22 protein-coding genes are annotated in these 26,749 nt (G+C 38.4%); 7 read left to right on the plus strand and 15 right to left on the minus strand.

Annotation, left to right across the window (positions count from 1 at the left end; genetic code table 11):
• Positions 1 to 16: 16 nt before the first annotated feature.
• The 7 genes from mnhG to ACFIL3_RS01275 all read right to left on the minus strand — a co-directional run bounded on the left by mnhG (position 17) and on the right by ACFIL3_RS01275 (position 6,795).
• Positions 17 to 427 carry a monovalent cation/H(+) antiporter subunit G gene (mnhG, locus tag ACFIL3_RS01245; protein WP_375681777.1) on the minus strand — a complete coding sequence of 137 codons (411 nt, stop codon included), beginning with the start codon at positions 425 to 427 and terminating at the stop codon, positions 17 to 19.
• Positions 424 to 705 carry a K+/H+ antiporter subunit F gene (locus ACFIL3_RS01250; RefSeq protein ID WP_375606068.1) on the minus strand — a complete coding sequence of 94 codons (282 nt, stop codon included), beginning with the start codon at positions 703 to 705 and terminating at the stop codon, positions 424 to 426. The genes mnhG and ACFIL3_RS01250 overlap by 4 nt, the downstream gene beginning before the upstream one ends.
• On the minus strand, positions 702 to 1,187 hold the full coding sequence (locus tag ACFIL3_RS01255; protein WP_375612748.1) for a Na+/H+ antiporter subunit E: 486 nt from the start codon (positions 1,185 to 1,187) through the stop codon (positions 702 to 704). The genes ACFIL3_RS01250 and ACFIL3_RS01255 overlap by 4 nt, the downstream gene beginning before the upstream one ends.
• Positions 1,184 to 2,806 (minus strand): monovalent cation/H+ antiporter subunit D, encoded by a 1,623-nt coding sequence (locus ACFIL3_RS01260; protein ID WP_375611319.1) that lies wholly within the window; start codon positions 2,804 to 2,806, stop codon positions 1,184 to 1,186. The genes ACFIL3_RS01255 and ACFIL3_RS01260 overlap by 4 nt, the downstream gene beginning before the upstream one ends.
• The gene (locus ACFIL3_RS01265) at positions 2,806 to 3,147 is read right to left on the minus strand and encodes a Na+/H+ antiporter subunit C (protein WP_273790150.1); all 342 of its coding nucleotides are present in this window, start codon (positions 3,145 to 3,147) and stop codon (positions 2,806 to 2,808) included. Before ACFIL3_RS01265 ends, ACFIL3_RS01260 begins: the two co-directional genes overlap by 1 nt.
• Positions 3,147 to 6,068, minus strand: coding sequence for a monovalent cation/H+ antiporter subunit A (locus ACFIL3_RS01270; protein WP_375668174.1), 2,922 nt, complete (start codon positions 6,066 to 6,068; stop codon positions 3,147 to 3,149). The genes ACFIL3_RS01265 and ACFIL3_RS01270 overlap by 1 nt, the downstream gene beginning before the upstream one ends.
• Positions 6,069 to 6,297: 229 nt before the next feature.
• A complete protein-coding gene (locus tag ACFIL3_RS01275) occupies positions 6,298 to 6,795 on the minus strand; it encodes a BA14K family protein (protein ID WP_375632101.1) in 498 nt (165 codons plus the stop codon).
• Positions 6,796 to 6,962: 167 nt separating this feature from the next.
• Here ACFIL3_RS01275 and ACFIL3_RS01280 point away from each other — a divergent pair, with 167 nt between their 5' ends.
• Positions 6,963 to 8,060, plus strand: coding sequence for a carboxynorspermidine decarboxylase (locus ACFIL3_RS01280; RefSeq protein ID WP_375612883.1), 1,098 nt, complete (start codon positions 6,963 to 6,965; stop codon positions 8,058 to 8,060).
• A gap of 55 nt (positions 8,061 to 8,115) precedes the next feature.
• Complete coding sequence (locus tag ACFIL3_RS01285; RefSeq protein WP_375681778.1) at positions 8,116 to 9,354, plus strand: saccharopine dehydrogenase NADP-binding domain-containing protein; 1,239 nt, start codon at positions 8,116 to 8,118, stop codon at positions 9,352 to 9,354.
• Between the two features lie 1,127 nt (positions 9,355 to 10,481).
• On the opposite strand, the gene lpdA is transcribed toward ACFIL3_RS01285, so the two are convergent.
• The 8 genes from lpdA to ACFIL3_RS01325 all read right to left on the minus strand — a co-directional run bounded on the left by lpdA (position 10,482) and on the right by ACFIL3_RS01325 (position 21,613).
• Positions 10,482 to 11,888: a dihydrolipoyl dehydrogenase gene (gene lpdA / locus ACFIL3_RS01290; protein ID WP_375611323.1), complete on the minus strand. Its 1,407-nt coding sequence runs from the start codon at positions 11,886 to 11,888 to the stop codon at positions 10,482 to 10,484.
• 31 nt (positions 11,889 to 11,919) lie between these two features.
• Positions 11,920 to 13,131 (minus strand): 2-oxoglutarate dehydrogenase complex dihydrolipoyllysine-residue succinyltransferase, encoded by a 1,212-nt coding sequence (odhB, locus tag ACFIL3_RS01295; protein WP_375628547.1) that lies wholly within the window; start codon positions 13,129 to 13,131, stop codon positions 11,920 to 11,922.
• Positions 13,132 to 13,163: 32 nt separating this feature from the next.
• Complete coding sequence (locus ACFIL3_RS01300) at positions 13,164 to 16,163, minus strand: 2-oxoglutarate dehydrogenase E1 component (RefSeq protein ID WP_375678874.1); 3,000 nt, start codon at positions 16,161 to 16,163, stop codon at positions 13,164 to 13,166.
• Positions 16,164 to 16,326: 163 nt separating this feature from the next.
• Positions 16,327 to 17,229: a succinate--CoA ligase subunit alpha gene (gene sucD / locus ACFIL3_RS01305; RefSeq protein WP_375628543.1), complete on the minus strand. Its 903-nt coding sequence runs from the start codon at positions 17,227 to 17,229 to the stop codon at positions 16,327 to 16,329.
• A 3-nt stretch (positions 17,230 to 17,232) separates the two neighbouring features.
• Positions 17,233 to 18,429 carry an ADP-forming succinate--CoA ligase subunit beta gene (gene sucC / locus ACFIL3_RS01310; protein ID WP_375612755.1) on the minus strand — a complete coding sequence of 399 codons (1,197 nt, stop codon included), beginning with the start codon at positions 18,427 to 18,429 and terminating at the stop codon, positions 17,233 to 17,235.
• Positions 18,430 to 18,517: 88 nt separating this feature from the next.
• Positions 18,518 to 19,480, minus strand: coding sequence for a malate dehydrogenase (gene mdh / locus ACFIL3_RS01315; RefSeq protein ID WP_375628541.1), 963 nt, complete (start codon positions 19,478 to 19,480; stop codon positions 18,518 to 18,520).
• Between the two features lie 289 nt (positions 19,481 to 19,769).
• Positions 19,770 to 20,969: a cell division protein ZapE gene (gene zapE, locus ACFIL3_RS01320; RefSeq protein ID WP_375668172.1), complete on the minus strand. Its 1,200-nt coding sequence runs from the start codon at positions 20,967 to 20,969 to the stop codon at positions 19,770 to 19,772.
• Positions 20,970 to 21,067: 98 nt separating this feature from the next.
• Positions 21,068 to 21,613 carry an AprI/Inh family metalloprotease inhibitor gene (locus tag ACFIL3_RS01325; RefSeq protein WP_375681779.1) on the minus strand — a complete coding sequence of 182 codons (546 nt, stop codon included), beginning with the start codon at positions 21,611 to 21,613 and terminating at the stop codon, positions 21,068 to 21,070.
• Between the two features lie 225 nt (positions 21,614 to 21,838).
• On the opposite strand from ACFIL3_RS01325, the gene dapF reads away from it, so the two are divergent.
• The 5 genes from dapF (at position 21,839) to gloB (ending at position 26,749) form a co-directional block, all read left to right on the plus strand.
• Positions 21,839 to 22,690, plus strand: coding sequence for a diaminopimelate epimerase (gene dapF, locus ACFIL3_RS01330; protein ID WP_375671703.1), 852 nt, complete (start codon positions 21,839 to 21,841; stop codon positions 22,688 to 22,690).
• Complete coding sequence (gene mtaB / locus ACFIL3_RS01335) at positions 22,690 to 23,973, plus strand: tRNA (N(6)-L-threonylcarbamoyladenosine(37)-C(2))-methylthiotransferase MtaB (RefSeq protein ID WP_375681780.1); 1,284 nt, start codon at positions 22,690 to 22,692, stop codon at positions 23,971 to 23,973. The genes dapF and mtaB overlap by 1 nt, the downstream gene beginning before the upstream one ends.
• 14 nt (positions 23,974 to 23,987) lie before the next feature.
• On the plus strand, positions 23,988 to 25,241 hold the full coding sequence (gene ftsY / locus ACFIL3_RS01340) for a signal recognition particle-docking protein FtsY (RefSeq protein ID WP_375671704.1): 1,254 nt from the start codon (positions 23,988 to 23,990) through the stop codon (positions 25,239 to 25,241).
• Positions 25,238 to 25,924, plus strand: coding sequence for a septation protein A (locus tag ACFIL3_RS01345; protein ID WP_375620900.1), 687 nt, complete (start codon positions 25,238 to 25,240; stop codon positions 25,922 to 25,924). The genes ftsY and ACFIL3_RS01345 overlap by 4 nt, the downstream gene beginning before the upstream one ends.
• Before the next feature lie 63 nt (positions 25,925 to 25,987).
• Positions 25,988 to 26,749 (plus strand): hydroxyacylglutathione hydrolase, encoded by a 762-nt coding sequence (gene gloB, locus ACFIL3_RS01350; RefSeq protein WP_375628534.1) that lies wholly within the window; start codon positions 25,988 to 25,990, stop codon positions 26,747 to 26,749.

Genomic DNA, 26,749 nt, shown 5'->3' on the forward strand with positions numbered 1-26,749 from the left:
GGAAGATTCTTACATTTCAAGAACCGTGCTGGCTCTCATCTCTTGATGTTCCTTCTGACGTGGGTAACTTTTCCTCCGTCTTGTATAATAAAAGAGCCAGCGGTTTTTCTGACTGTTCTTCTGAATGATGTCGATAAGCTGCTGTATGTGAGAGCAACATAGAAGCTACCGGTGCTGTTAAAAACAAAAAAAACATCAGCAACACTTCATGAAAAACAAAATAATGGTCCACAAATATTGAATAAAGAAATGAAGAAATAAGAATACTACCAACGCCCCAACTCGTACATACTGAAAGCATATGCAAACGCTTATAAAAATTGGAAAAACGCACCAAACCTATCGTTGCGATCAATGTCAATCCAGACCCTAATATTAAGAAAACTGTGATAGCAATAGCAACCACAAGCGATATATCATCTTTCATTCAATAATCTCCCCCCGCATAAGAAATTTCGCCAAAGCGATGCTTGAGACAGATCCCAACAATCCAATAATGAGAGCTGCGACAAAATAAGTGGTTGTTCCTGAACGAATATCGAATGTAAGAAACAAAAGAATAGTGGTTATATAAAGGGCATCCAAACCAACAATTCTATCCTGCGCCCGTGGACCACGAATCAACCGAAACAGCGCGAAAATCACCGCTAAACTTAAAAAAAACTGTGAAAAGAAAAGCCCCCAATAAAGAATCACCATACTCATAAAAAAATCTCCAAAAGCAATTGCTCATACCGTTGTTTGATCAACTGTTTGTAATCATATCCATTTTTTAAATTTAAGACATGAAGCAAAAGTTCACCCTTTTTACTATTATAGGCAACCCAAGCAGTTCCAGGGGTTGCCGAAAGGATGCATGCTAAAATAGCCAAAGCAGTGCGATTATGAAGCAGAAGAGGTACTACAATAAAACCAGATTTCTGCTCTCGAGACCTTTTTGTTAAAACAAACCAAGCCACCGAAACATTTGAGAATATAGAATCTATAAATACTCGAAAAACGAGACGAAAAACCGCACTCCAGCTTTTAATAACAACCTTCTCCGGCTCCAGAAGCCGTATCATCCAACCACAAAACAAAGCGGTTAAAATCCCTAAAAGCAATTGCCCTAAACTAAAACCATTTAAAATAAGCCACATAAGGACAATGACACCACTGAAAAAAGGGGAAGGACAAAAACGATTCATTTACTTATCTCCCTATTTTCGAGAGAAAAATCCGTTAAAACGCTCCCAATATAGTTTTGAGGTTCATACAAAGTCTTAGCAGTTTCAGACATATAATGACTAACAGGACTGGCTACAATTGTTATAAGAAAACACAAAGCAAGGAGAACGGCAATAGGCGCAAATTCTATCACTTGCACACGAGGAATACGCCCTTCAAGAGAAACCCAAAAAGTTCGGATACCCGTTCGTGTCAATGCAATCAAAGCCGCAAAACCAGAGAGAGTGACAAAAACTACAAAAAGCCAATCTTGGTAAACCGGAAGAGAAGCAGAAAAATCCTCTCTACTGTGGTTTAAAATTGCCATGAACATCATAAATTTAGCAACAAAACCAGAAAAAGGCGGCAATCCAATAATCAAAATGGCACAGATACCAAAACAAGCTCCAAGAATTGCCAAGGTTACTGGAAAATAGATGCCAACTTCATCTTCTTCCTCCTCTTCATCGTCACCATACACCTCCATTGTGACAGCAAGAACATTAGCAGCCACATCTTGACAGCGTTCTACCAACTCTACCAAAAGAAAAAAAGCTCCCAGTGCTAAAGTTGAAGAAACAATATAAAAAAGTGCGCCTGCTGTCAGTGCTGCATTGCCTATCCCGATCGCAGCCAACAATGTGCCAGAAGAGACAAGAACGCTATAAGCTGCCAAACGCACCAAAACTTGGCTCGCCAATACTCCAATAAAACCAATAATCATAGTGGCAAGCCCACCATAAAACAAAACTGTATGACCAAAATGGTTAAAATATTCACTTTCAGGACCAAACCATAGCAACGTTAAACGTAAAATAATATAAATACCAACCTTGCTCAAAAGTGCAAAAGAAGCTCCAACAGGCGCTGCTGCTGCACTGTAAGTTGGCACCAACCAAAAATTAAGCGGCCACATACCCGCTTTAAGCAAAAAAGCAATACCTAAAAGTGCAACACCTATTTCGAACAAAACAATATCTGTAGAAGATATATATTTTATTTTAACAGCCAAATCGGCCATATTAAGAGTACCAACGACTCCATAAATGAGCGCTATACCAACTAAAAAAAATAATGAAGCAACAAGATTAACCACAACATAATGCAACCCTGCACGCACGCGCGTCTGACCAGAACCATGCAAAGCAAGCCCATAGGAAGCCGTTAACATAACTTCAAAAAACACAAATAAATTAAATAAATCGCCAGTCAAAAAAGCACCATTTATCCCCACCATAAAAAATTGCATTAGTGACTGAAAATGAGAACCAGCTTTGTACCAATGAGCCCGCGCAAAAACCAACACGCTAGTCACCAACAAGCTGGAAAGTAAAAGCATCATAGCGCTTAAGCGATCAAGGACTAAAACAATTCCAAAAGAAGACGGCCAATTACCAAGTCGATAAACATCGCAAGCCGGTGCTATTTCAAGAGTACGTATAATCAATAAAATGGCAGTAACGACCAACAGTCCCGCAGAAGAAAGACTGATGAATGATTTAAGTCTTGCACGACGTTCATCATAAAAAAGAAGAAGTGCTCCAGTGATTAACGGCAAAAGAATAGGCAAAATAAGGAGATGATGCACTCCTATTTCCATTATTGCACCTCACGTCCATCAACGTGATCAGAACCCGTTAAACCACGTGAAACCAACAAGATAACTAAAAATAAAGCTGTTGTTGCAAAACCAATCACAATCGCAGTTAAAACCAAGGCTTGTGGAAGAGGATCGACATAATTAGCTGGATTAATAACAGTGGTAGGATCAACAATTGGAGCAGCATTACTACGCGGTCTACTCATTGAAAATATAAAAAGATTAACACCATAGGAGATCAAGGACAAACCAAGAATGACTTGAAAAGTACGTGGACGCAAAACAAGCCAAATACCTGATCCGACAAAAACACCGATACCCAAAGAAAGAACAATTTCCATTAATTTTCCTTCTCTTTTAAAATAGGTTTCTTACCGATTCGGTAACTCCTAATTGACTGGTGTGCAAGTGCAATTAAAATGAGAACAGTTGCTCCTAACACAAGAGAAAGCACACCAAAATCAAACAAAAAAGCAGATGCCATGGGAACTTTCCCAATTAACGGAAGATGAATATATCGAAAAAAGGATGTTAAAAAAGGATATCCAAAAAACCAAGAGCCCATCCCCGTTACGACTGACAATAATAAACCAAAGCCTATCCAACGCAAAGGTAAAACTCTCAAATGCGTTTCCACCCACCGAATATCGCGTGCAAGATATTGTAAAATAAATCCTATAGCCAAAGTAATACCACCGACAAATCCACCTCCTGGCAGATCATGCCCTCGCATGAATAAATAAATAGCAAAAGCGATAATAATTGGAAAGAGCCAACCCATAATAACAGCAGGAACAGCTAAATAATTCAATACTGTATCTCCCACATTTCGATTAGGCTGTGCTATATCAAAGGCTTTCTGGATACGTTGTTGAAAAGGCGCATCAATACTCTCAGGCGCAGGACGAAAACGTCGTAAGAGTGCAAAAACAGTAAGGGAAACAACACCCAAAACCACAATTTCTCCCATGGTATCAAAACCACGGAAATCAACCAATAACACATTCACAACATTGCGACCACCAGCATCTGAGTAAGCATGCGTTAGAAAAAAATCAGAAATCGTTGTACCTTGGGGACGTGTCATCACTGCAAAAGAAAGCCATGCTACACCAGCACCTCCTACAAGGGATATGATGAAATCACGGAAACGACGCAAACGAACCCAAAAATGAACAGCAGCTGGCCCAGGGTCATGCAAACGTTTAGGCAACCACCGTAAACCAAGCAATAATAAAACGACTGTAACAACCTCAACAACCAATTGTGTTATTGCTAAATCAGGAGCAGAAAGCCATAAAAAGGTTGCACAAGTCATCAAACCAGCTCCCCCTAAAAGCATAAGTGAAGCAAGACGATGAAACTTTGCTCGCCAAGCAACTAAAAGCGCACATAATCCGCCAACCAGCCAAAGAGCGAGAAAAGGAATATCAAGTGGAAAAAGCGGTAATGTCCCCACTGGAATGAAACCATCGCACCAAAGTAAAAGACCAACAAAGGCAAAACAGACCCAAAAAATCCAATGCAATTGGATCTGCAAACGGCGTGTTGACAAAGCAGACTCCACCGCACGGGCCCATTTCCAAGAAATAATTACGAGAATGCGTTCAAAAATACGCGGTCCTTTTAAGTGACGGAAAAAAGGAGCCCCATCATCACAGGATAAAAAATAACGATGCCCAACAGCATAGAGCAATCCGCCCCCTAATAATGCAACAAAGCTCATCACTAATGGAGTGTTAAACCCATGCCAAACAGCCAAACTATAAGGAATTGTCATTGGTCCTAAAACAGACACGACCGCATTATCTAAAATAGGTCCTATTGTTAAATTAGGAAAAATACCAACCGCTAAACAAATAAACACCAAAAGCTCCATTGGTAAACGCATGAAATGCGGTGGTTCATGGGGAGTCTTGGGTAAATTGTCAGGCTTTGGTCCTAAAAAAACGCCATGAATAAAGCGTATAGAATAGGTCACACTAAACAGACTAGCTAGCGTTGCCACATAAGGCGCAATCCAATCGAGCCATGATTCCATATGCGTTTCAACAGCTTCAGCAAAAAACATCTCTTTCGATAAAAAACCATTCAACAAAGGAACCCCAGCCATCGCTGCACTCGCAACTAAAGCAAGAGTTGCTGTGATAGGCATAGAACGATAAAGCCCTGACAGTTTACGCATATCACGTGTTCCCGTCTCGTGATCAATAATGCCAGCAGCCATAAATAAAGAAGCTTTAAAAGTAGCATGATTGGCCATATGAAAGATCGCCGCAACACATGCAAGTGGACTACCAAGACTTAAAAGTGTTGTAATTAATCCAAGATGACTAATAGTCGAGTAAGCAAGCAGTCCTTTCAAGTCTTGCTGAAACATGGAAAAATAGGCACCTAGAAGAAGAGTTGAGAGTCCTGAAAAGCCAACCAGCCAAAACCAAGATTCTGTTCCAGAGAGCACAGGCCATAAACGAACAAGCAAAAACAATCCCGCTTTTACCATTGTTGCCGAATGCAAATAAGCCGATACGGGAGTTGGAGCAGCCATCGCGTTAGGTAGCCAAAAATGAAAGGGAAATTGCGCGCTTTTTGTTAACCCTCCCAATAAAATACAAATAAGGATAGGACTATAAAGAGAACTTGACCGGATCATATCTCCAGACTGTAGCACCTTATCCAAATCAAAACTGCCAACAGTATACCCAATCAATAAAACTCCAATAAAAAGAGCAAAGCCGCCAAAACCTGTGATCGTTAGAGCCATACGCGCACCCTCACGCGCACTTGCATTATGGTACCAATAGCCGATCAGCAAAAAAGAAAAAATACTGGTAAGTTCCCAGAAAACAACCAAAAAGACGAGATTACCTGATAAAACTATTCCTATCATTGATCCCATAAAGGCCAAAAAAAAGGAAAAAAAACGCGGTACAGAATCCGCTGGATCTATGTAATAACGTGAATAAATGACAACAAGCAGCCCAATCCCTGTAATAAGCAAGCAAAAAAGCCAGGACAAACCATCTATGCGGAGAATCAAATCGCTTTCCCATTCTGGAAGCCAAGAAATATCTAAACGCACTATGTGGTTTCCGCGAACTTCCGGATAAAGCATTATTGTAAAAATAAGACAGAAAAGTGCGACGACCCCAGCAAACCACGCTTCATTATTTTTTGCTGTCGAACGAAAAAAGCCAATGACAGCACTTCCACCAAAAGGAAGCAAAACGAGCAATACCAACATTGCTTCCCGTGTTGTCATTCTTTAAACTCCATTTTACCTTAATATTTTGTCATCGACAAAACAAAAACTTATATTCTCACCCCCCCATTCCACACTTAATGATAATAAGATTTAATAAAACTTAAAAGCATTTAAATTTTAAAAAAAACAATGCTTGCATGAAAATACTGCGCACCACACAAGTCTTCTCTTTATTGTAAGAACAATAACGCCCACGACAAGAAGCAATTAAAATTTTATTTAATTTCTATCCTTTAAAAAAGCGTGATAAACACTGCCTACGCCCCCCATGAAAAGGCTGAAAACTATTATCATTTTTATTATAAGAGCGATAACGCGCACGGCAAGATTCAATATGTTGTTTAAGCATCCATGGCTCTTTTTTTTCTAATTTTTCCGAAGAAGACGTTAAAAACACTTTTTTAGCATCTGGTACAACTTTTAATGATGCGCCTTTTGTGCTTAAGTGCGGTGATGTAACAAATGCCACTTCAGGATACCACCAATTATCACTGTATTTACGATAACCACGCCGATAATGACGATAACCTTTGAAACCATTAAGTTCTCTACGCCCCGTAAAAATCAGAGGCACCGAACTATCTTGGACAGAAGTATGAGTAACCAGTTTGGCTTTAGCGTCACTTCTATTTTGCCCCCAATTAACAAGAGTGGTTGTTATAATGAAAAAAATGCTAACAAATACAAAAGCTAAAGCATAATATAATTTTTTTTTCATACTCATAACAAAAAACTCAACATAATAAACAACAGTAATTACAGAAAGCCTTTCTCTTGCTAGACAGAAACAGATTCTTTTCTTAAGATTCTTTTTTCTTGAGACATTCTGTTACTCTTTGTACTAAACGTTGATCTTGGCAATAAGATCCTTCAAAAAAGAATGAATAAATGATGATAAAAACCCCCTATTATCTTATAGACAAATCGAAACTCATCAAAAACATGCAAACAATTTCTCATTTACGGGAAATGTCCGGAGCTAAAATTTTACTTGCTTTAAAATGTTTTGCCACATGGAGTGTTTTTGATTTAATGTCTGAGTTCATGGATGGAACCACATCATCATCCCTTTATGAACTACGTTTAGGAAGAGAAAAATTTGGCAAAGAAACCCATGCTTATTCAGTGGCTTGGGCAGATGATGAAATTGATGAAGCCTGTGGTTATGCAGATAAAATCATCTTTAATTCCATCCAACAGCTTCAACGCTTTTCTGATGCAACAAAAACCATTCAAAGAGGTTTAAGGTTAAACCCAGGAATGAGCGCATCAAATTTTGATCTTGCCAACCCCTCACGCCCTTTTAGCCGCTTAGGAGAAACAAACCAAAGCGCTATCAAAGAAATTCTGCCACTTATCAACGGATTGATGATCCATAACAATTGTGAAAATGCTGACTTTAATCTTTTTAACCAAATGCTTGGGTATATGGAAGAAAAATTTGCAGAACTTTTTTCTGCTGTTGACTGGATAAGCCTTGGCGGTGGAATCCATTTTACGGCTGAAAATTATCCTCTAGAAGCTTTCGCAAAACGCTTAAAACAATTTTCTAAAACTCATGGTGTCACTCTTTTTCTAGAACCAGGAGAAGCTGCTATTACCAAAAGCACCACATTAGAAGTCAGTGTTCTTGACACATTGTATAATGAAAAGAATCTAGCCATCGTTGATAGCTCAATTGAAGCACATATGCTTGATCTTCTCATTTATCGTGAAAATGCTAAATTAGAACCTAATCAAGGACCACACGAAATTATGATTTGTGGAAAATCTTGTCTTGCCGGCGATATTTTTGGAACATTTCAATTTCAAAAACCTCTTAAAATAGGCGATAGACTGTCTTTTCAGGATGCAGCAGGTTATACAATGGTCAAGAAAAACTGGTTTAATGGCGTTACAATGCCTGCTATTGTTCTCAAAGAGTGCGATGGTACATTAACACTTCAACGCCAATTCAGCTATAGCGACTATCAGGAAAGCCTTTCATAAAGATAAACCATAAAAAACGTCATACAACAGTATTAAAAAGGGAGATGGACCTACAATGAAAAAAAATGTTCTCATTATTGGTGCTGGAGGTGTTGCACAAGTTGTTGCACACAAATGTGCTCAAAACAATGATATTCTTGGTGAAATTCATATTGCGTCACGAACACTCAAAAAATGTGAAGCCATCATTGCTTCTATTAAAGAAAAAAACACAATGAAAGAGCAAGGTGTTCTCAAAAGCCATTCGCTCAATGCCATGAATGTAGAAGAAACTATAAAGCTCATCCAAAAGACCAAATGCGAAATTGTCATTAATGTTGGTTCTGCCTTTCTTAATATGTCTGTTCTTTCAGCTTGTATTGAAACCAAATGCGCTTATATCGATACCGCAATTCATGAAGACCCATTGAAAATTTGTGAAACACCTCCTTGGTATGGCAATTATGAATGGCCTCGGCGTCCAGAATGTGAAAAAGCTGGTATAACCGCTATTTTAGGAGCAGGTTTTGACCCAGGTGTAGTGAATGCTTATGCAGCATTAGCGCGCGATGATTATTTTGATAAAATCACAGATATTGATATTATTGATATTAATGCCGGAAATCATGGACGTTGGTTTGCTACAAATTTTGATCCAGAAATTAACTTCCGTGAATTTACAGGACAAGTATGGTCATGGCAAAATAAAAAATGGACTTCCAATAAAATGTTTGAAATCAGCCATGAATGGGATCTTCCCGTTGTGGGAAAACAAAAAGCCTATATGACAGGACATGATGAAATTCATTCACTTTCCAAAAATCTTGATGTAGAGAATGTCCGTTTCTGGATGGGATTTGGTGATCGTTATATCACTGTTTTTACGGTTCTAAAAAATCTTGGTCTCTTATCTGAACAGCCCATTAAGACAGCAGAAGGACAAGAAGTCGTGCCCTTGAAAGTCGTAAAGGCCGTCTTACCCGACCCTTCCTCTCTCGCCCCAGACTACACAGGAAAAACCTGTATCGGAGATCTTATTAAAGGCGAAAAAGATGGAAACTCGAGAGAAATTTTTATCTATAATATAGCCGATCACAAACAAGCTTTTCATGAAACTGGGGCACAAGGCATTTCCTATACAGCTGGCGTACCAGCAGCGGCAACAGCTCTTCTTATTGCCACAGGTGAATGGGATGTTAAAACTATGGTCAATGTGGAAGAATTACCACCCCACCCTTTCCTTAAATATCTTGATCATATGGGGCTTCCCACTTTTATAAGAGAACAACAAGAGGATAAAAAATTACAATTTTAATACCTATAGAAAGCATATGCTTGATTTTTTAAGTTATCACAAAACTGCCCAATGAAAACAAACTTAATATTCTCGTGTAATTATGGTTTTCAAAAAAATTTTAGCTATTCGTTATATTTTGGCAACATTGCGATTTCTTAACAACCCTAAAGAAGAGACATAGCATCTTTTTAAGACATAGCGAGCAATGATCAAGAAAAACAGAGAAGAAAAAACTAATTTAATCACACTGTATAACTTGTCATTATCATCAAAAAGATAGTGTCATAAACAAAAGATATAAAAATACCGCTCTTTTAAAGAAGAGCGGTATTTTGTAGAATATTCAATTCCTCGCCTCTTCATCTTAAATGACAAAGATCCTTAACCTACACCAATCATTAAACAATTCAATTTCTTTGAGTGAATTCCTTTTGACTTCCCTCTTCATATATAACGATTTGATTTATAACAATAAATCATCATTTTCAACTTGATTCATAACGCTGAATACTGTAAAATTCTCTTAATCACAAACTCTCTCACATTGAAGTAATTAAAATCTTTTGTCTGCACATCACAAACAAAACGAGCGTGTGAGGTAAAATGATAAAAGAACAGAATGAAAATTCTCAAATAATAAAGAGCTTTAGCAATATTAAGAACTGAAAAAGTGTATTATAATGCCAGCGTGTACTTTTACTAAACATAAAGATGATGGTGCACAATAGGTCTTATAACAGTTTGAATGAATTTCATATATTTCAAGAGGAACTTTTACAGCTATACCATTCACGAACACCCTCGCGAAGTAGATTTGAGCATTTTGAGAGATGTCTTCTTAACACAAAGCACCCAGATAGGCTCAGAATCCTATCTTAAATATTTTATAACAGTATAAAAACTACCCCATATATAAAACTTTACATAGACTAAACACCACCGCTCTAAACGATAGTGCACAACAGAATAATCAATCAAAACTGCACAACAGATATCTAAAACAGTAATTATCGAAAAGCATACAACAAATGGAACATTTCAATACAATTGGTTATATTCTTTTTTAAAGTTTTAAAATGTTGTTGCATGCTTCACAAATATTTTCTGCCTCATGTGCCTTTTAAAATTTACTTTTTAAAAGCTTTTTAAATATGAAGTGGTTTAGCAAATGTTGCCAAAGCTGCCTCACGCACGGCTTCTGATAAGGTAGGATGTGCATGGCAACAACGTCCCAGATCTTCTGATGAACCACCAAATTCCATTAAAACTGCAATTTCATGGATCATTTCACCAGCACCAAATCCAAGAATATGCCCCCCTAATACCCGATCTGTTTTTTTATCAGAAAGGATTTTAACGAACCCATCACTCTTTTGCATTGCACGTGCACGACCATTGGCCATAAAAGGAAATTTGCCAACATTATATTCAATACCAGCAGTTTTTAGCTCTTCTTCTGTCCTTCCTACACTCGCAATTTCCGGCTGTGTATAAACAACACTAGGAATAACATCAAAATTAACATGCCCTTTTTGACCTGCCAAAATTTCTGCCACAGCAACGCCTTCTTCCTCTGCTTTATGTGCTAGCATTGGTCCTTTTACGACATCACCAATCGCATAAATTCCTGGAACATTCGTCTGCCAATGAGCATCAATTGCAATAAATCCGCGTTCATCTAACTGAACACCAGCCTCTTGTAATCCAAGCCCCTCTGTATAAGGAGAACGTCCAGTAGCAATAAGCACAACATCAGCCTCTAAAGTTTCAGATTCACCACCTTTGACAGATTCAAAGCTCACCTGAGCAGTTGAGCCAGATTGTGTAACAGCTGTTACCTTTGCACCCGTTTTATATTCAATCCCCTGTTTTTCCATTAATTTCTGAAATTGCCGTGAAACTTCACCATCCATTGAGCCCAAAACTTTATTAAGATACTCAATAATGGTCACCTTAGCACCTAAACGGCTCCAAACTGATCCAAGTTCTGAACCAATGACACCAGCACCTACTACAATCATATGCGTTGGTACTTTTTCAAGTGAAAGAGCTCCCGTAGAAGAAACAATAGTCTTTTCATCAATTTCAACATTCACCCCTGGAATGCCTGAACTCTCTGAACCGGTAGCAATAATAATATTTTTTGTCTCAATTGTTTGTTTATTACCATCTCTGGCAACAACTTCCACATGACCCGCACTCAAAATTTTGGCTGTCCCAAAAAAAGTATCAACTTTATTTTTTTTCATCAAAAAAGAAACACCACTCGTATTGGCTGTCACCACAGCTTTCTTATGAACCATCATTTGTTCAAGATTAAGCTTAGATTTACCAATAGAAATACCAAGCGTTTCAAAACCATGCTGGGTTTCAGAAAACACTTCTGAAGCATGCAGCAACGCTTTAGAAGGAATACAACCAACGTTGAGACATGTTCCTCCTAATGTTGTACGCTTTTCAATAATTGCTACTTTAAGTCCCAGTTGCGCCGCTTTTATTGCTGCTACATAACCACCTGGACCCGCTCCGATCACAGCCACATCATAAGACATCCGTTTCTCCTTTCATCCTGAAAACTGTATTTTACAAATCAAGAACAAGGCGTTCCGGATCTTCTAAGCTTTCCTTAACACGCACAAGGAAAGTCACAGCTTCTTGCCCATCCACAATACGGTGATCATAAGAAAGCGCTAAATACATCATGGGGCGGATCACAACTTGACCCTCAACAACCATTGCTCGCTCTTTAATCGCATGCATTCCCAAAATACCAGATTGTGGTGCATTCAAAATCGGTGTTGACATCAACGATCCATACACACCACCATTGGTAATGGTAAAAGTTCCGCCCTGCATATCAGAAACGGCTAATTTTCCATCACGCGCAAGACGCCCCAAACGACCAATCTCTTTTTCAATCTCTGCCAATGACATTTGATCTGCATCTCGCACCACTGGAACAACAAGCCCTTTATCCGTTCCAACAGCAATTCCAACATTGACATAGTTTTTGTAAACAATATCTGTCCCATCAATCTCTGCATTAACAGCAGGAAGTTCTTTTAATGCATGACAAACAGCCTTGGTAAAAAAACCCATAAAACCAAGCTTAACACCATGTTTCTTTTCAAAAAGATCCTTATAACGCTTGCGCAAATCCATCACCGCTGACATATCAACCTCATTAAATGTGGTTAACATTGCTGCTACATTTTGTGCATCTTTAAGACGGCGAGCAATTGTTTGACGCAATTTCGTCATACGAACCCGCTCTTCACGTGTTTCTTGGACAGGAGGTGCCGAAGAACTCGTCGCAGAAGAAGAGGGTGTAGGAGCATTTGTACTTTGTTTTAATCCACCAAGAACATCTTCTTTAAGAATTTGTCCACGTTTTCCAGAACCTGAAATATCGCTTTTTGCAACATTATTTTCAGCCATCAATTTTGCTGCTGAAGGAGAAGGAGGCATTGCACTGCTCAAAGCAGGCTTCTTCGATTCAGATGAAGCCGCTGGAACAAGTGTAGCAGAAGGTGAAAGTGATTGGGAGATACCAGCTTCTCCAGCTTTCACCACTCCTAAAAGAGCATTTACTTCAACCGTATCGCCTTCTTTTGCAATGATTTCAGATAATTTCCCAGCAACAGGAGAAGGAACTTCAACGGTTACCTTATCAGTTTCTAATTCAACCAAAGGCTCATCCATAGCGACAGCTTCGCCAAGTTTTTTAAACCATTTGCCAACCGTTGCTTCGGTAACCGATTCGCCCAAAGTAGGAACACGAATTTCAGTAGTCATAATATTTTTCCATACATCAGAGTAGTAATAAATTAAGAACCTAACGCGTCTTTAAGAAACGCAGCCAGTTGTTCAAGGTGTTTCACCATTAACCCAGAGGCCGGTGACGCACTCGCAGGACGTCCTGCATAACGAGCACGTGAATATTGCGCATTAATATGCGTCAAAACCCATTCCAAATAAGGCTCAATAAATGACCAAGCCCCCATGTTTTTTGGTTCCTCTTGGCACCAAAAAACTTCCGCCTGCAAAAAGCGCGATAATACATTCACCAAAACTTTTGCAGGGAAAGGATAAAGCTGTTCAACACGAAGGAGGTAAACATCATCAATACCCCTTTTTTCACGTTCTTCATAAAGGTCGTAATAAACCTTACCAGTACAAAGAACGACACGGCGAATCTTATTATCTTTTTGCAACTTAATGACAGAATCTTTGAGACATTCTGCATCATCAAGCAACACACGACAAAAACTTGTTTCTGGCCCCATTTCATTGAGAAAAGAAACAGCTCGCTTATGACGTAAAAGTGATTTCGGTGTCATCAAAATCAATGGCTTCCGGAAATCACGCTTAATTTGTCGACGCAAAATATGAAAATAATTTGCAGGGGTTGTACAATTAGCAACCTGCATATTATCTTCCGCACAAAGTTGAAGAAACCGTTCTAAACGTGCAGAAGAATGCTCCGGCCCTTGCCCTTCAAAACCATGAGGCAATAAACACACAAGACCAGACATACGAAGCCACTTACGCTCTGCAGATGAAATAAATTGATCAAAAATGACCTGTGCACCATTAGAGAAATCACCAAATTGTGCTTCCCAAAGTGTTAATCCTCGTGGTTCAGCAAGAGAATATCCATATTCAAAACCAAGAACAGCTTCTTCAGAAAGCATAGAATTAACAACGTCATAAAGCGCTTGCCCCTTTTGTAAATGATTCAAAGGAATATAACGCGCCTCATTTTCTTGGTCATAAAGAACTGAATGACGTTGTGAAAAAGTTCCCCGTTCAACATCTTCACCGGAAAGACGAACCGGTGCTCCTTCCAAACAAAGTGAACCAAAAGCTAAAGCTTCAGCAGTTGCCCAGTCAACACCCTCACCGGTTTCAAAAATTTTAGCACGATTATTTAAAAAACGTTGAATGGTTTTGTGAACGTGAAAATCTGCCGGAATTTCAACAATTTTCTGACCAATTTCCTTTAAAGTTTTTAATTCAACACCAGTTGTTCTAGAATGCTGCTCATCAGAACTACTAAAAGCTTTGAGTCCCGTCCAGCTTCCATCAAGCCAATCAGCCTTATTAGGTTTATAAGAAGCACTTGCTTCAAGTTCACCTTCAAGCTTATCGCGCCATAATTTTTTTTGTTGCTCAATTTCTTCTGAAGTAACCATTCCTTCTGCTACTAATTGGTCACTATAAAGTTGAAGTGTTGTTTTATGATTACGTATTGCTTTATACATAAGCGGCTGCGTAAAGGAAGGTTCATCACCTTCATTATGCCCATAACGGCGATAACAAAACATATCAATAACCACTGGTTTATGGAAAATTTGGCGAAACTCTGTTGCTATTTTGGCAACAAAAACAACTGCCTCAGGATCATCACCATTCACATGGAAAATTGGTGCGTCAATCATTTTTGCGACATCTGATGGATAAGGCGAAGAACGTGAAAAACGTGGAGATGTTGTAAAACCAATCTGGTTATTGATAATAACATGAAGTGAGCCTGCAACACGATAACCTTTAAGACCTGAAAGACCAAAAGTTTCTTGGATAACGCCTTGTCCTGCAAAAGCGGCATCACCATGAATAAGCAATGGCATCACTTTTGAACGCTCACTTAATGGGAGTAAATCAGTATGCGCAGGTCCCATAAGTTGATCTTGTTTAGCACGTGCTTTTCCCATAACAACCGGATCAACAATCTCAAGATGAGATGGATTGGCCAACAGTGATAAATGAACTTTTTTACCATCAAAGTCCAGATCAGCGGTAGTTCCCAAATGATATTTAACATCACCGGATCCCTCCACATCATCAGGCTTGTAAGATCCCCCTTTGAATTCATGAAAAATAGCCCTATGCGGTTTGGCAAGAACTTGTGAAAGAACATTTAAACGACCACGATGTGCCATTCCTAAAATAACTTCCCTAACCCCCAAAGCACTACCACATTTGATAATCTGTTCAAGAGCGGGAATCAGCGCCTCACCACCATCGAGTCCAAAACGCTTTGTACCTTTATATTTAGTGTCTAAAAACTGTTCGAATCCCTCTGCCTGAATAAGCTTATTCAGAATAGCTTTCTTGTCTTGTTGTGTGAAAGAATTTTTTTTATCTCGCCCTTCAATGCGTTCTTGAAGCCATACTTTCTGAACCGGATCAGAAACATGCATATATTCCACACCGATTGTTGAACAATAGGTACGATTGAGAATCTCAAGCATTTGCGGAATAGTTGCATATTCCAACCCTAAAACATTATCAATAAAAATGGGACGCTCGTAATCAGCTGGAGTAAAACCATAAGCTTCTGGAGAAAGTTCCTTATAATCTTCTTGTTTTTCGGCCAATTGAAGAGGGTCAAGTTGCGCATGAAGATGTCCCCGTTCTCGAAACGCACGAATCATCATAATTGCATGAACGGAATCACGTGTTGCACGAATAATATCTTGTTCACTGGAAGTTTTTCCCTTTTGTGCAGCACCTGTTATTGCTTTTTCCTTTAATTTATCGCCAAAATATTTTTCAAGAGAAGACCAATCACCATCAAGAGCAGAAATCAATTCACCCTCTGCTTTTAATGGCCAATGATCACGCTGCCATGTTGCTCCTTCAGCATTTTTAAGAACATCTTCTTTATTATCATGAAGTCCTTCAAAAAAAGCACGCCACTGTGAATCAACACTGGTAGGATCTTTTTCATATTGAGCATAGAGTTGATCTATATAATCCGCATTCCCACCATAAAGAAATGATGTCTGTGCAAAAAGGCTATTTATTTCGTCCTGCCTTGCCATATACTTCTCCGGAACATTTATTCCGTCTCCTTATATCTCTTTTTGACCTTTAAATGCTTACAAACAAGCAGTGATTCGAACATTCAAAAAAGTTTTACCTTTTTATACTCAAGCTTTTTCACCTGAATCTAAGAACCTTTTCTTATTCAGGTGAAACTTTCTTTTAGCCTTTCAAAACTGACATCAAAGTCTTACCTATCTGTGATGGCGAAGAAGATACACGAATCCCTGCTGATTCCATTGCCGCAATTTTATCTTCTGCTCCACCTTTACCACCAGAAATAACAGCACCAGCATGTCCCATTGTCCGTCCTGGAGGAGCCGTACGGCCAGCAATAAAGCCAACAACTGGCTTTTTACGACCTTTTCTTGCTTCATCTTGCAAAAACTGTGCTGCTTCTTCTTCAGCAGAACCACCAATCTCACCAATCATAACAATAGACTCGGTTTCATCATCCGCTAAAAACATTTCCAACACATCAATAAATTCAGTGCCCTTAACAGGATCGCCACCAATCCCTATAGCAGTTGTTTGTCCGAGACCTTCCTGACTCGTTTGAAAAACGGCTTCATAAGTTAAAGTTCCCGACCTCGAGACAACCCCAACAGAACCTTTTCTAAAAATAGAACCAGGCATAATACCAATTTTACATTCATTTGGTGTAAGAATACCGGGACAATTAGGACCAATAAGACGAGACTTTGAGTTTTCTAATCGCGCCTTCACTTTAACCATATCCATAACGGGAATACCTTCCGTAATACAGATAATTAAACGAACTTCAGCTTCTATAGCCTCTATAATAGCTGCAGCAGCCCCTGCAGGAGGAACATAAATAACGGAAGCATCTGCACCTGTTTTTTCTTTTGCTTCTGCAACATTAGCGAAAATAGGAAGAGTTTCGCCTTCTGAACCTTCCCATGTTTCTCCACCCTTTTTAGGATTAACGCCACCAACCATTTGCGTACCATGATAAGCAAGCGCCTGTTCTGTATGAAACGTTCCTGTTTTTCCTGTAAGCCCTTGAACTAGAACTTTTGTCTCTTTATTCACAAGAATTGACATAGCTTAAGCTCCCTTCACGGCTGCAACAATTTTTTGGGCAGCATCATCTAAATCATCAGCAGGAATAACATTCAAACCACTCTCATTGATAATTGCTTTACCTTGCTCAACATTAGTACCTTCAAGACGAACAACCAAGGGAACCTTTAAACCAACCTCACGAACAGCAGCAACCACACCTTCAGCAATGACATCACAACGCATAATACCACCAAAAATGTTAACCAAAATGCCCTTAACATTTGGATCGGCCGTAATAATTTTAAAAGCAGCTGTCACCTTTTCTTTTGATGCTCCACCACCAACATCCAAAAAATTCGCTGGCTCTGCTCCATAAAGCTTAATGATATCCATTGTTGCCATAGCAAGCCCAGCACCATTAACCATGCAACCAATCGTACCCTCAAGAGCAACATAAGCAAGATCATGCTTTGATGCTTCTATTTCCTTTGGATCTTCTTCTGAAAGATCGCGCAATTCTAAAATATCTGGATGACGAAACAGAGCATTATTATCAAAAGAAACTTTCGCATCAAGAACACGCAAGTGACCATCTTTCATCACAATAAGCGGATTGATTTCTAAAAGGCTCATATCTTTTTCACAAAATGCCTTATAGAGAATCGGAAAAAGCTTTTCACCATCTTCTCGCGCACTACTTTGTAGTTTCAACGCATCACAAAGTCTTGCACAATCAGCAGAAGTAACACCCTCTACAGCATCAATGGGAAGCGTGAATATTTTTTCTGGTGTCTCTTCAGCAACCGTTTCAATATCCATTCCACCTTCTGTTGAAACAACAAAAGCAATTCGACCAACGCTACGATCAACCAAAAGTGAAAGATAAAGCTCCCGTTCAATATCGGCACCATCTTCAATATAAAGGCGGTTGACCTGCTTACCCTCTGGACCAGTTTGTTTGGTTACCAAAGTTTTTCCAAGCATTTCTTGAACATTTGCAACAACTTCTTCAACAGATTGTGCAAGCCGAACACCACCCTTTGCATCAGGACCAAGTTCTTTAAACTTACCCTTACCACGACCACCAGCGTGTATCTGACTTTTAACCACATAGAGAGGTCCGGGCAATTTTTCCGCCCATTTTTCAGCTTGCTCTACAGAATAAACAGCGACACCATTTGCAATTGGTGCTCCATATTCATGAAGCAGACGTTTGGCCTGATACTCATGGATATTCATGCATTTGTCCTTTTCTTTTATGGATCTTATTAATCCTAAAGTTTTAACATTCTAAATACTTATTTTAATGAATTAAATCTTGTTCAATTTACTTGAGACTAGGTACAAGAGCAATACAAGCTTCACAAAGCTTTTTAACCGCATTTACTGAATGATCAAAAGCACCTCTTTCTTCTTTATCAAGATCAATTTCAATGACTCGTTCAACACCACCTGCACCAAGTACAACAGGTACCCCAACATAGGTATCATTAACCCCATATTCTCCTGAAAGATAAGCTGCAACAGGCACAACACGCTTAGTATCCTTTAGGTAGGCCTCAGCCATAGAAACAGCAGAAGCTGCTGGTGCATAATAAGCAGAACCTGTTTTTAACAAACCAACAATTTCTGCACCGCCATCACGGGTACGCTGGATAATTTGATCAATTCTTCCCTGTGTTGTCCAGCCCATCTTTATAAGATCAGGCAAAGAAATACCACCAACCGTTGAATAACGCACGAGAGGAACCATTGTATCACCGTGGCCCCCTAAAACAAACGCTGTCACATCTTTAATAGAGACCTTAAATTCCTCAGATAAGAAATGACGAAAACGCGCTGAATCAAGAACACCAGCCATACCAACCACTTTATGTGTAGGGAGACCTGAAAATTTCTGCAATGCCCACACCATCGCATCAAGGGGATTGGTAATACAAATAACAAACGCTGAAGAAGCGTATTTTTTAATTCCAGCTCCAACTTGTTCCATAACCTTTAAATTAATGCCCAAAAGTTCATCACGACTCATACCAGGTTTTCGCGCAACGCCTGCTGTTACAATAACAACATCAGCACCTTCAATTGCTTCATAAGCATTAGCACCTTTTAGACTGATATCAAAACCATCAACAGGAGAAGATTCGGCTATATCTAGAGCCTTACCTTGTGGCACACCTTCTGTAATATCAAATAAGACCACATCAGCAAGCTCTTTAAGCCCAATAATATGTGCTAAAGTACCACCAATCATACCTGAACCAATGAGAGCTATTTTTTTCCGTGCCATTTTATTTTTTCCTAACTTTTAGATAATTCAGCGCACACCCAATCAACGTCCGTATACTGAATATTTTTGACTTCAACCATATTCAAACAATATCATAAAAAGGAGTAAAGAAATGAAATTTACAAATTTCTCTCCTTACAGAAACAACAACCCTCCGCTGAAACAACTATTAGAAAATTATCACGATGTATCGATAAAGTGAATTTAAAAAAAATACAACAGAATTATTATATTTCTTTAATTTCAAAAAGTTATTGTTTTGACAGTTTACGTAAAGGTAAAAGTATAATCAATGCTTCTTCTTCAAAAGAAAATGTTCTTCCCAAAGTTTTAAATAATCGTAGCTTTGCATTTCGAAAAGACGTGATTGTGTTCTTTGAAATTCAAATGTTTCCGTAATCTGCGCATGCCCTTTATACAAATCCCCTATCCCTGCGGCTGCCGACATAAACAACCGTATGTGGCGCTCATAAAGAATATCAATAAGCAAAATAAACCGTTTTGTTTCATTACGACATGTATCATCCATGACCGGTACATTATCAATAAAAATCGTATGATAATGCTTTCCTAATAACAAATATTCAGCCGCGGCCAAAGGCTTTGCACATAAATCCCCATAATCAAAACGAGCACATCCTGCACCAAAGCGCGGAATAGGAATAAAGCGCCCTTTTATAGAAAGCTCATCAGACATCTCCTTATGTCCTTGCAATACAAGTGTCCATGCTTGATCCATATATTCATTTGCTTGAACCCCCAACGGCGATACATACATCTGTTGTAGATTTGATTTTTCAAGGCGATAATCTGTTTTTGCATCAAGATTAACAACACGAACATATGCTTTCAAAACTTGAATAAAAGGCAAAAAGAGCTCACGATTTAAACCGTTACAATAAAGGTTATCTGGCGCCACATTTGAAGTCGCAATAAAGAAAATTCCTTTATCAAACAGAGCAGAAATAAGCCGCCCCAATACCATAGCATCAGCAATATCCGTTACACTAAACTCATCAAAACAAAGTACTTTTGCTTCTCGTGCAAGATCCTCAGCAACAGCTAAAATAGGATTATCTTGTTTAAATTTTGCACACCCAGATGCTTGACGATAAAAATTAATACGCTCATGCACATCAGCCATAAAATCATTAAAATGGGCACGCTTTTTATGACCTTTAGGCAAACAAGAAAAGAACAAATCCATCAGCATGGTTTTGCCCCGTCCTACTTCACCATAAATATACAGTCCCTGAAAAAAACCTGTTTCATCTCCTTGTTTTACAACACAAGAAATATTTTGTTTTTTCCTTTTAAATATTCTGTTAAAGAAAGAGCAAAATATCCAAGGCAAAGGATGAGAGATATTTTGTTCCGCAATTTTTTTTAATAAATGATCAAAATATTCTGTTATAGCTAATTGAGCGGGATCAAAACAAACCTCTCCTTTAGCAACAAGCTCCTTATAACATGTTGAAACGAGAATCATCCAAAAAACCTTTTTCAAACCGATCTCAATGAAAAATACAAATACTTTTCAAGAATCTGTCCGTCTAGTTTAGTTTGTCATAAACGATCAAAAATGATTTAACGACTTAAAATAACGGGATGATCATCAAGTGTACGTCCCTCAAAACGATCAACATTTGAAGAATAAAGAACGAGGATAACACGTCCAGAGTTATTATAAAAATATAATCTTTTTCCTTTAACAGCCCACGATCTCACTTGGGAAGCAATTCCTGGACAGTGTAAAGGACCAGCACGGTACCCTTGTCCAAACTTTGTTTGTGGAGTTGCAATCCGGCAAACTTTTCCTCCCATAGAAAGATTCCACACCCCAGCAACACTTGCAGGAAATAAATCAGTAGCATTACTTGGCAATTCGAGACTAGCCATTCGTCCATCGCTCTGAGAATCTCCTTTTTCATACATCGGAGCGTTTGCATCTTCAGATATCGACGAAGAAGTAGACGACAGATCAGACGCTTCTAATATTGTCATTTGTTGAGATGGATAAAAAACTTCTAATGCGTTACCATCGTCATTACCATCAAACCGTGTTGTTGAACATCCCCCTAAAAACATTACAGTTGATAGTGCAACGAAAAACGAAACTCTTGAAAACGCCATGTCTGTACTCTCTCCCACGACAATAAATAAGTTCACAAAAAAATTAAGCGAATATTTGTTATAGTTACAAAGATAAATTAACAAATTAAAAAAAACAGGTTAAAATCACTTATTTTAAAAGAAATAATTTATGTGCCCAATTTTATATTTATTAAACACTAGAAATTTATAATATTTTCAGTCATATATCTTTTTATAAGTAATCATTAGAAATAGAGAAGTTTCATGAAAACGCCATTTAGCAAAATGGACGGTCTTGGAAATCAAATTATTGTTGTTGATATGCGTGAAAGCACATACGCTCTTACACCACAAGCAATCCTTGCTTTGTCGGCAGATCCTGAAATGCATTTTGATCAAATCATGGCTATCCACACACCAACCCAGAAAAAAACCGACTTCCGCATAGAAATATGGAATGCCGACGGATCAATGGCTAAAGCTTGTGGCAATGGTACCCGCTGTGTCATAGCATGGCTTAAAGATCACAATTTTGGTGAAAAATTTCATTTAGAAACTCCCGCTGGAATTATTGAAGGAAAATACCAAACCGATAATCTCATTTCTGTTGATATGGGATGCCCAAATTTCAATGCAAAAGAGATGCCTGTTTCACGTGAAATAGTTGATACCAATCACGTAGAAATTATGGCTGGTCCCCTAAAAGACGCTTGTCTCATATCCATTGGCAATCTCCATGCTATCTTTTTTGTTGAAAATGATATTCAACATATTCCATTAGAAAAATATGGGCCAAAACTTGAACATGATCCCCTGTTTCCCGAACGGTGCAATATTTCCATTGCTTGCATAACGTCAAAGAAAAGTCTAAATTTACGTACATGGGAGCGAGGGGCAGGATTAACACAAGCATGTGGGAGTGCTGCTTGTGCAAGTGCAGTGGCTGCTTATCGTCGTGGACTTACAGAGCGCCATGTTGATGTAAATTTACCAAAGGGAACACTTAATATTTTTTACCGAGAAGACGATCATATTATCATGACAGGACCAATTAAATATCACTTTAGTGGTTTTTTAAGCCCTTTAACAGGGTGTTACAAAAAGGATCACTCCTGATGGCAATAGAAATTGTAACTTTTGGTTGTCGACTTAATAGCTACGAATCGGAAATCATTCGCAAAGAAAGTACTTCTTCAGGGCTAGATCAACTTAAAGATGGTGCTATTATCTTTAATACCTGTGCTGTCACTGCCGAAGCCGTACGACAAGCAAAACAAGCTATCCGCAAAGCAAGACGTGAAAATCCTCATGCGCGTATCATTGTAACAGGGTGTGCAGCCCAAACAGAAGCACAAAATTTTGCCTCAATGACAGAAGTAGATCTTGTTTTAGGAAACGAAGATAAACTTCACGCTTATTCTTATCGTCAACTTCCTGATTTTGGTATTAATCATTCTGAAAAGGTGCATATCAATGACATTATGGAAGTACAAAAAATTGCTCCACATATGGTCAGTGCAATGCAAGAGCGCACCCGCGCTTTTGTACAGGTACAAAACGGATGCGATCACCGCTGTACATTTTGCATTATTCCTTATGGACGAGGACCATCTCGTTCAGTTCCCATGGGTGCTGTCATAGAACAAATTAAAAAGCTGATAGGTGGGGGTATCCAAGAAGTGGTCCTTACAGGTGTTGACCTTACAAGTTATGGCCACGATCTTCCTGGAAAAGCTACTCTAGGAAAATTAACTTCAGCTATTTTGCATCATGTCCCTGACTTAGCCCGATTACGCCTCTCATCTATTGACTCTATTGAAGCAGACGAAGAACTCATAAATCTTTTAGCTTATGAAACAAGAATCATGCCCCATTTGCATTTATCTTTGCAAGCAGGTGATAATATGATTTTAAAACGGATGAAACGGCGTCATCTGCGCGAACATGCCATTCAATTTTGCCAAGAATTGCGTGCCAAACGTTCTACAATGGTTTATGGTGCCGACTTAATTGCTGGTTTTCCTACAGAAACAGAAGAGATGTTTCAAAATAGTCTTGCCTTAATCAAAGACTGTAATTTAACCCATCTCCATGTCTTCCCCTTTAGTCCAAGAGAAGGAACACCTGCCGCACGTATGCCACAAATCAACCGTAAAATAGTTAAGCTGCGTGCTGAAAAATTGCGTAAAGCAGGTGATATGGCTTACCAAAAGCATCTTGCTCATTTACAAAACAGTCTACAAACAATTCTCGTTGAAAAAGATGAAATCGGACGAACAGAAGATTATACTCTTGTACAAGTTAAAGGTGCAAAAGCAGGAACAATTGTTCAAGCCCTTATCGTTGATCATGATGGCGATAAATTGATTGCTGTCCCTCCAAAATTAAACGCTGCTTGAGCAGGAGAATTCTTATGACTAAATCTTTTATAAAAAAAATATTCTCTTTTAACAAATCTCAAGAGCAAGAAATTGAACAACAGATTTCTATTCCTGATAAAAGCGATATAATAGAAGAAAATAAAGACAAAAATGAAAAGACAAAAAATAATCAAATCTCTATAAACACAGAAAAAGAAGAACAAACAAAAAATCCAGAGTCAATACTTACAAAATATGATGAAAAATCTCCATTTCTAGAATCCCATTCTGATAAAATTCCCTTTTCTGGTAAAATTATTGTCACAGACAACATCCGTGAAAAAAAGAATGAAGAAATTTTATCTGAACCTTCTGTTGAACAAAAAAAGACAGCGTGGTTTGGGCGCCTTAAAAAAGGCCTATCCCTTTCTTCACAACGCCTAAGCGGATCAATTGGCGATCTCTTTGTTAAAAGAAAACTTGATGAAGATACACTGCAAGAGCTCGAAGATATTCTTATCCAAGCTGACATAGGTGTAGAGACGGCAACACGCATCACAAATACTTTAGCTTCCAGTCGTTACGGAAAAAACCTCTCCCCAAATGATATTCATACTATTGTAGCTGATGAGGTCAAAAAAGTTCTGGAACCTGTTGCAATACCATTAGAACTTGATCTCAGCCATAAACCTCATGTTATTTTGCTGGTAGGTGTAAATGGCACTGGAAAAACGACAACTATTGGAAAACTTTCAGCCAAATTAACAGAAGGGGGATTAAAAGTTATGCTGGCAGCAGGTGATACTTTCCGAGCCGCTGCTATTGAGCAACTACACATTTGGGGTGAACGTACCAATTCTCCTGTTATTTCGACAAAATTGGGTGCAGATGCCGCCAGCTTAGCATTTGATGCTTATGAAAAAGCAAAAAAAACAAACAGTGATGTATTAATTATTGATACAGCAGGGCGTTTACAAAATAAATCTGAATTAATGGATGAGTTGGCAAAAATTATTCGTGTTTTAAAAAAACACACCCCCCAAGCACCCCACACAATCCTTCAAACTCTTGATGCAACAACCGGACAAAATGCACTCAACCAAGTGGACATTTTCAGTGATATTGCTGGTGTTAATGGTTTAGTTATGACAAAGCTAGATGGGACTGCACGAGGAGGAATTCTTGTCGCTATCGCAGCAAAATATAAATTACCCGTTTATTTTATCGGTATAGGAGAAGATATTGAAGACCTTCAACCCTTTTCTGCTTCTGACTTTGCCGAAACTATTGCAGGAAAACACGCATGAAACAGCCTTTATCTAATCTTAATTTACACAATAATTCTGAAAAAAAGATGAATAACAATAAAAAAATTTCTCTCTCACCAACACTTAAGTTTCTTTTGGAAATGGGTCCATTGGTTGCCTTCTTTTTTGCCAATTATAAGGGAGAATGGCTGATAAAAAACATTGGATTTTTTCAAAATTTTAGTAAGCCTATTTTCCCTGCAACAGCTATTTTTATGGTGGCTATTATTATTTCCCTAAGCTTATCATGGATCCTTGCAAGACAAATTCCTATTATGCCTCTTATTTCAGGAATATTTGTTTTAGTTTTTGGCTTTCTAACTCTCTGGCTTCATAATGAAACTTTCATAAAAATGAAACCAACAATCATTAATAGCTTATTTGCTTTTATACTTTTTGGAGGGATGTTTTTTAAAAAACCACTTTTACGTTATGCTCTTGATTCTACCTTAAAACTTGATGATTTAGGTTGGCAAAAACTTACCTATCGTTGGGCGTTTTTTTTCATTTTTCTTGCCATTTTGAATGAAATAATTTGGCGTAATTTTAGCGATAATTTCTGGACAAGTTTCAAAGTATTTGGCGTCATGCCTATAACAGTCCTTTTCATGCTTACCCAAATGCCTATAATTATAAAACATTCAAAAGGACTTTTTACAGAAGAGGACAAATCTGATTCTTAAAAAAATCATCACTACCGATTATTTTATAGATTCATCGCCAAACACTGTTCGGGAGAAAAAAATATGTTGATTGAACAGTTTATTTGTCGAGAAGACAATTTCGGTGTACTCCTTCATGATGAAAAAAGTGGTATGACAGCTGCAATAGATGCTCCTGAAGGCAAAGCGATTCACAATGCCTTAAAGCGCCACAATTGGACACTTAACACTATTTTTGTAACTCATCATCATCACGACCATGTAGAAGCCCTATCAGAATTAAAACAAGTTTACAACGCTACGGTTATCGGACCAGAAGCAGAAAAAGAAAAGATCAATCATCTTGATAAAACACTTCAACCTGATGAAAGTTTTTCTTTTGGCTCACTCCTTCTTTTAGCTCTTTCAACACCTGGTCATACTCTAGGCGCATTATCTTACTATTTTCCTGAAAAGAATTTACTCTTTGCTGGAGATACACTTTTTTCATTGGGCTGTGGACGTCTTTTCGAAGGAAAACCAGCACAAATGCTGAATTCTTTAAAAAAACTTCGTAAACTTCCTGATGAAACACTTCTCTATTGTGGACACGAATATACAAAAAATAACGCTCTTTTCGCACTAACAATTGACCCACATAATAAAAAACTCCACCAAAGAATAGAGGAAGTTTTTTTGCTACGTGCAAAAAACGCTATGACTTTACCAGTAACCTTAGGGCAAGAAAAAGCCACCAATCCCTTTCTCCGCTGGGATGATAGTGTATTGCGAAAGAACCTTGTAATGGAAGAAAAAACAGATGAAGAAGTTTTTGCTGAAGTTCGAAGAAGAAAGGACAATTTTTAA

Origin of the sequence: Bartonella sp. CE47NXGY, from assembly GCF_042195415.1 — a bacterium.
Lineage (GTDB): Bacteria > Pseudomonadota > Alphaproteobacteria > Rhizobiales > Rhizobiaceae > Bartonella.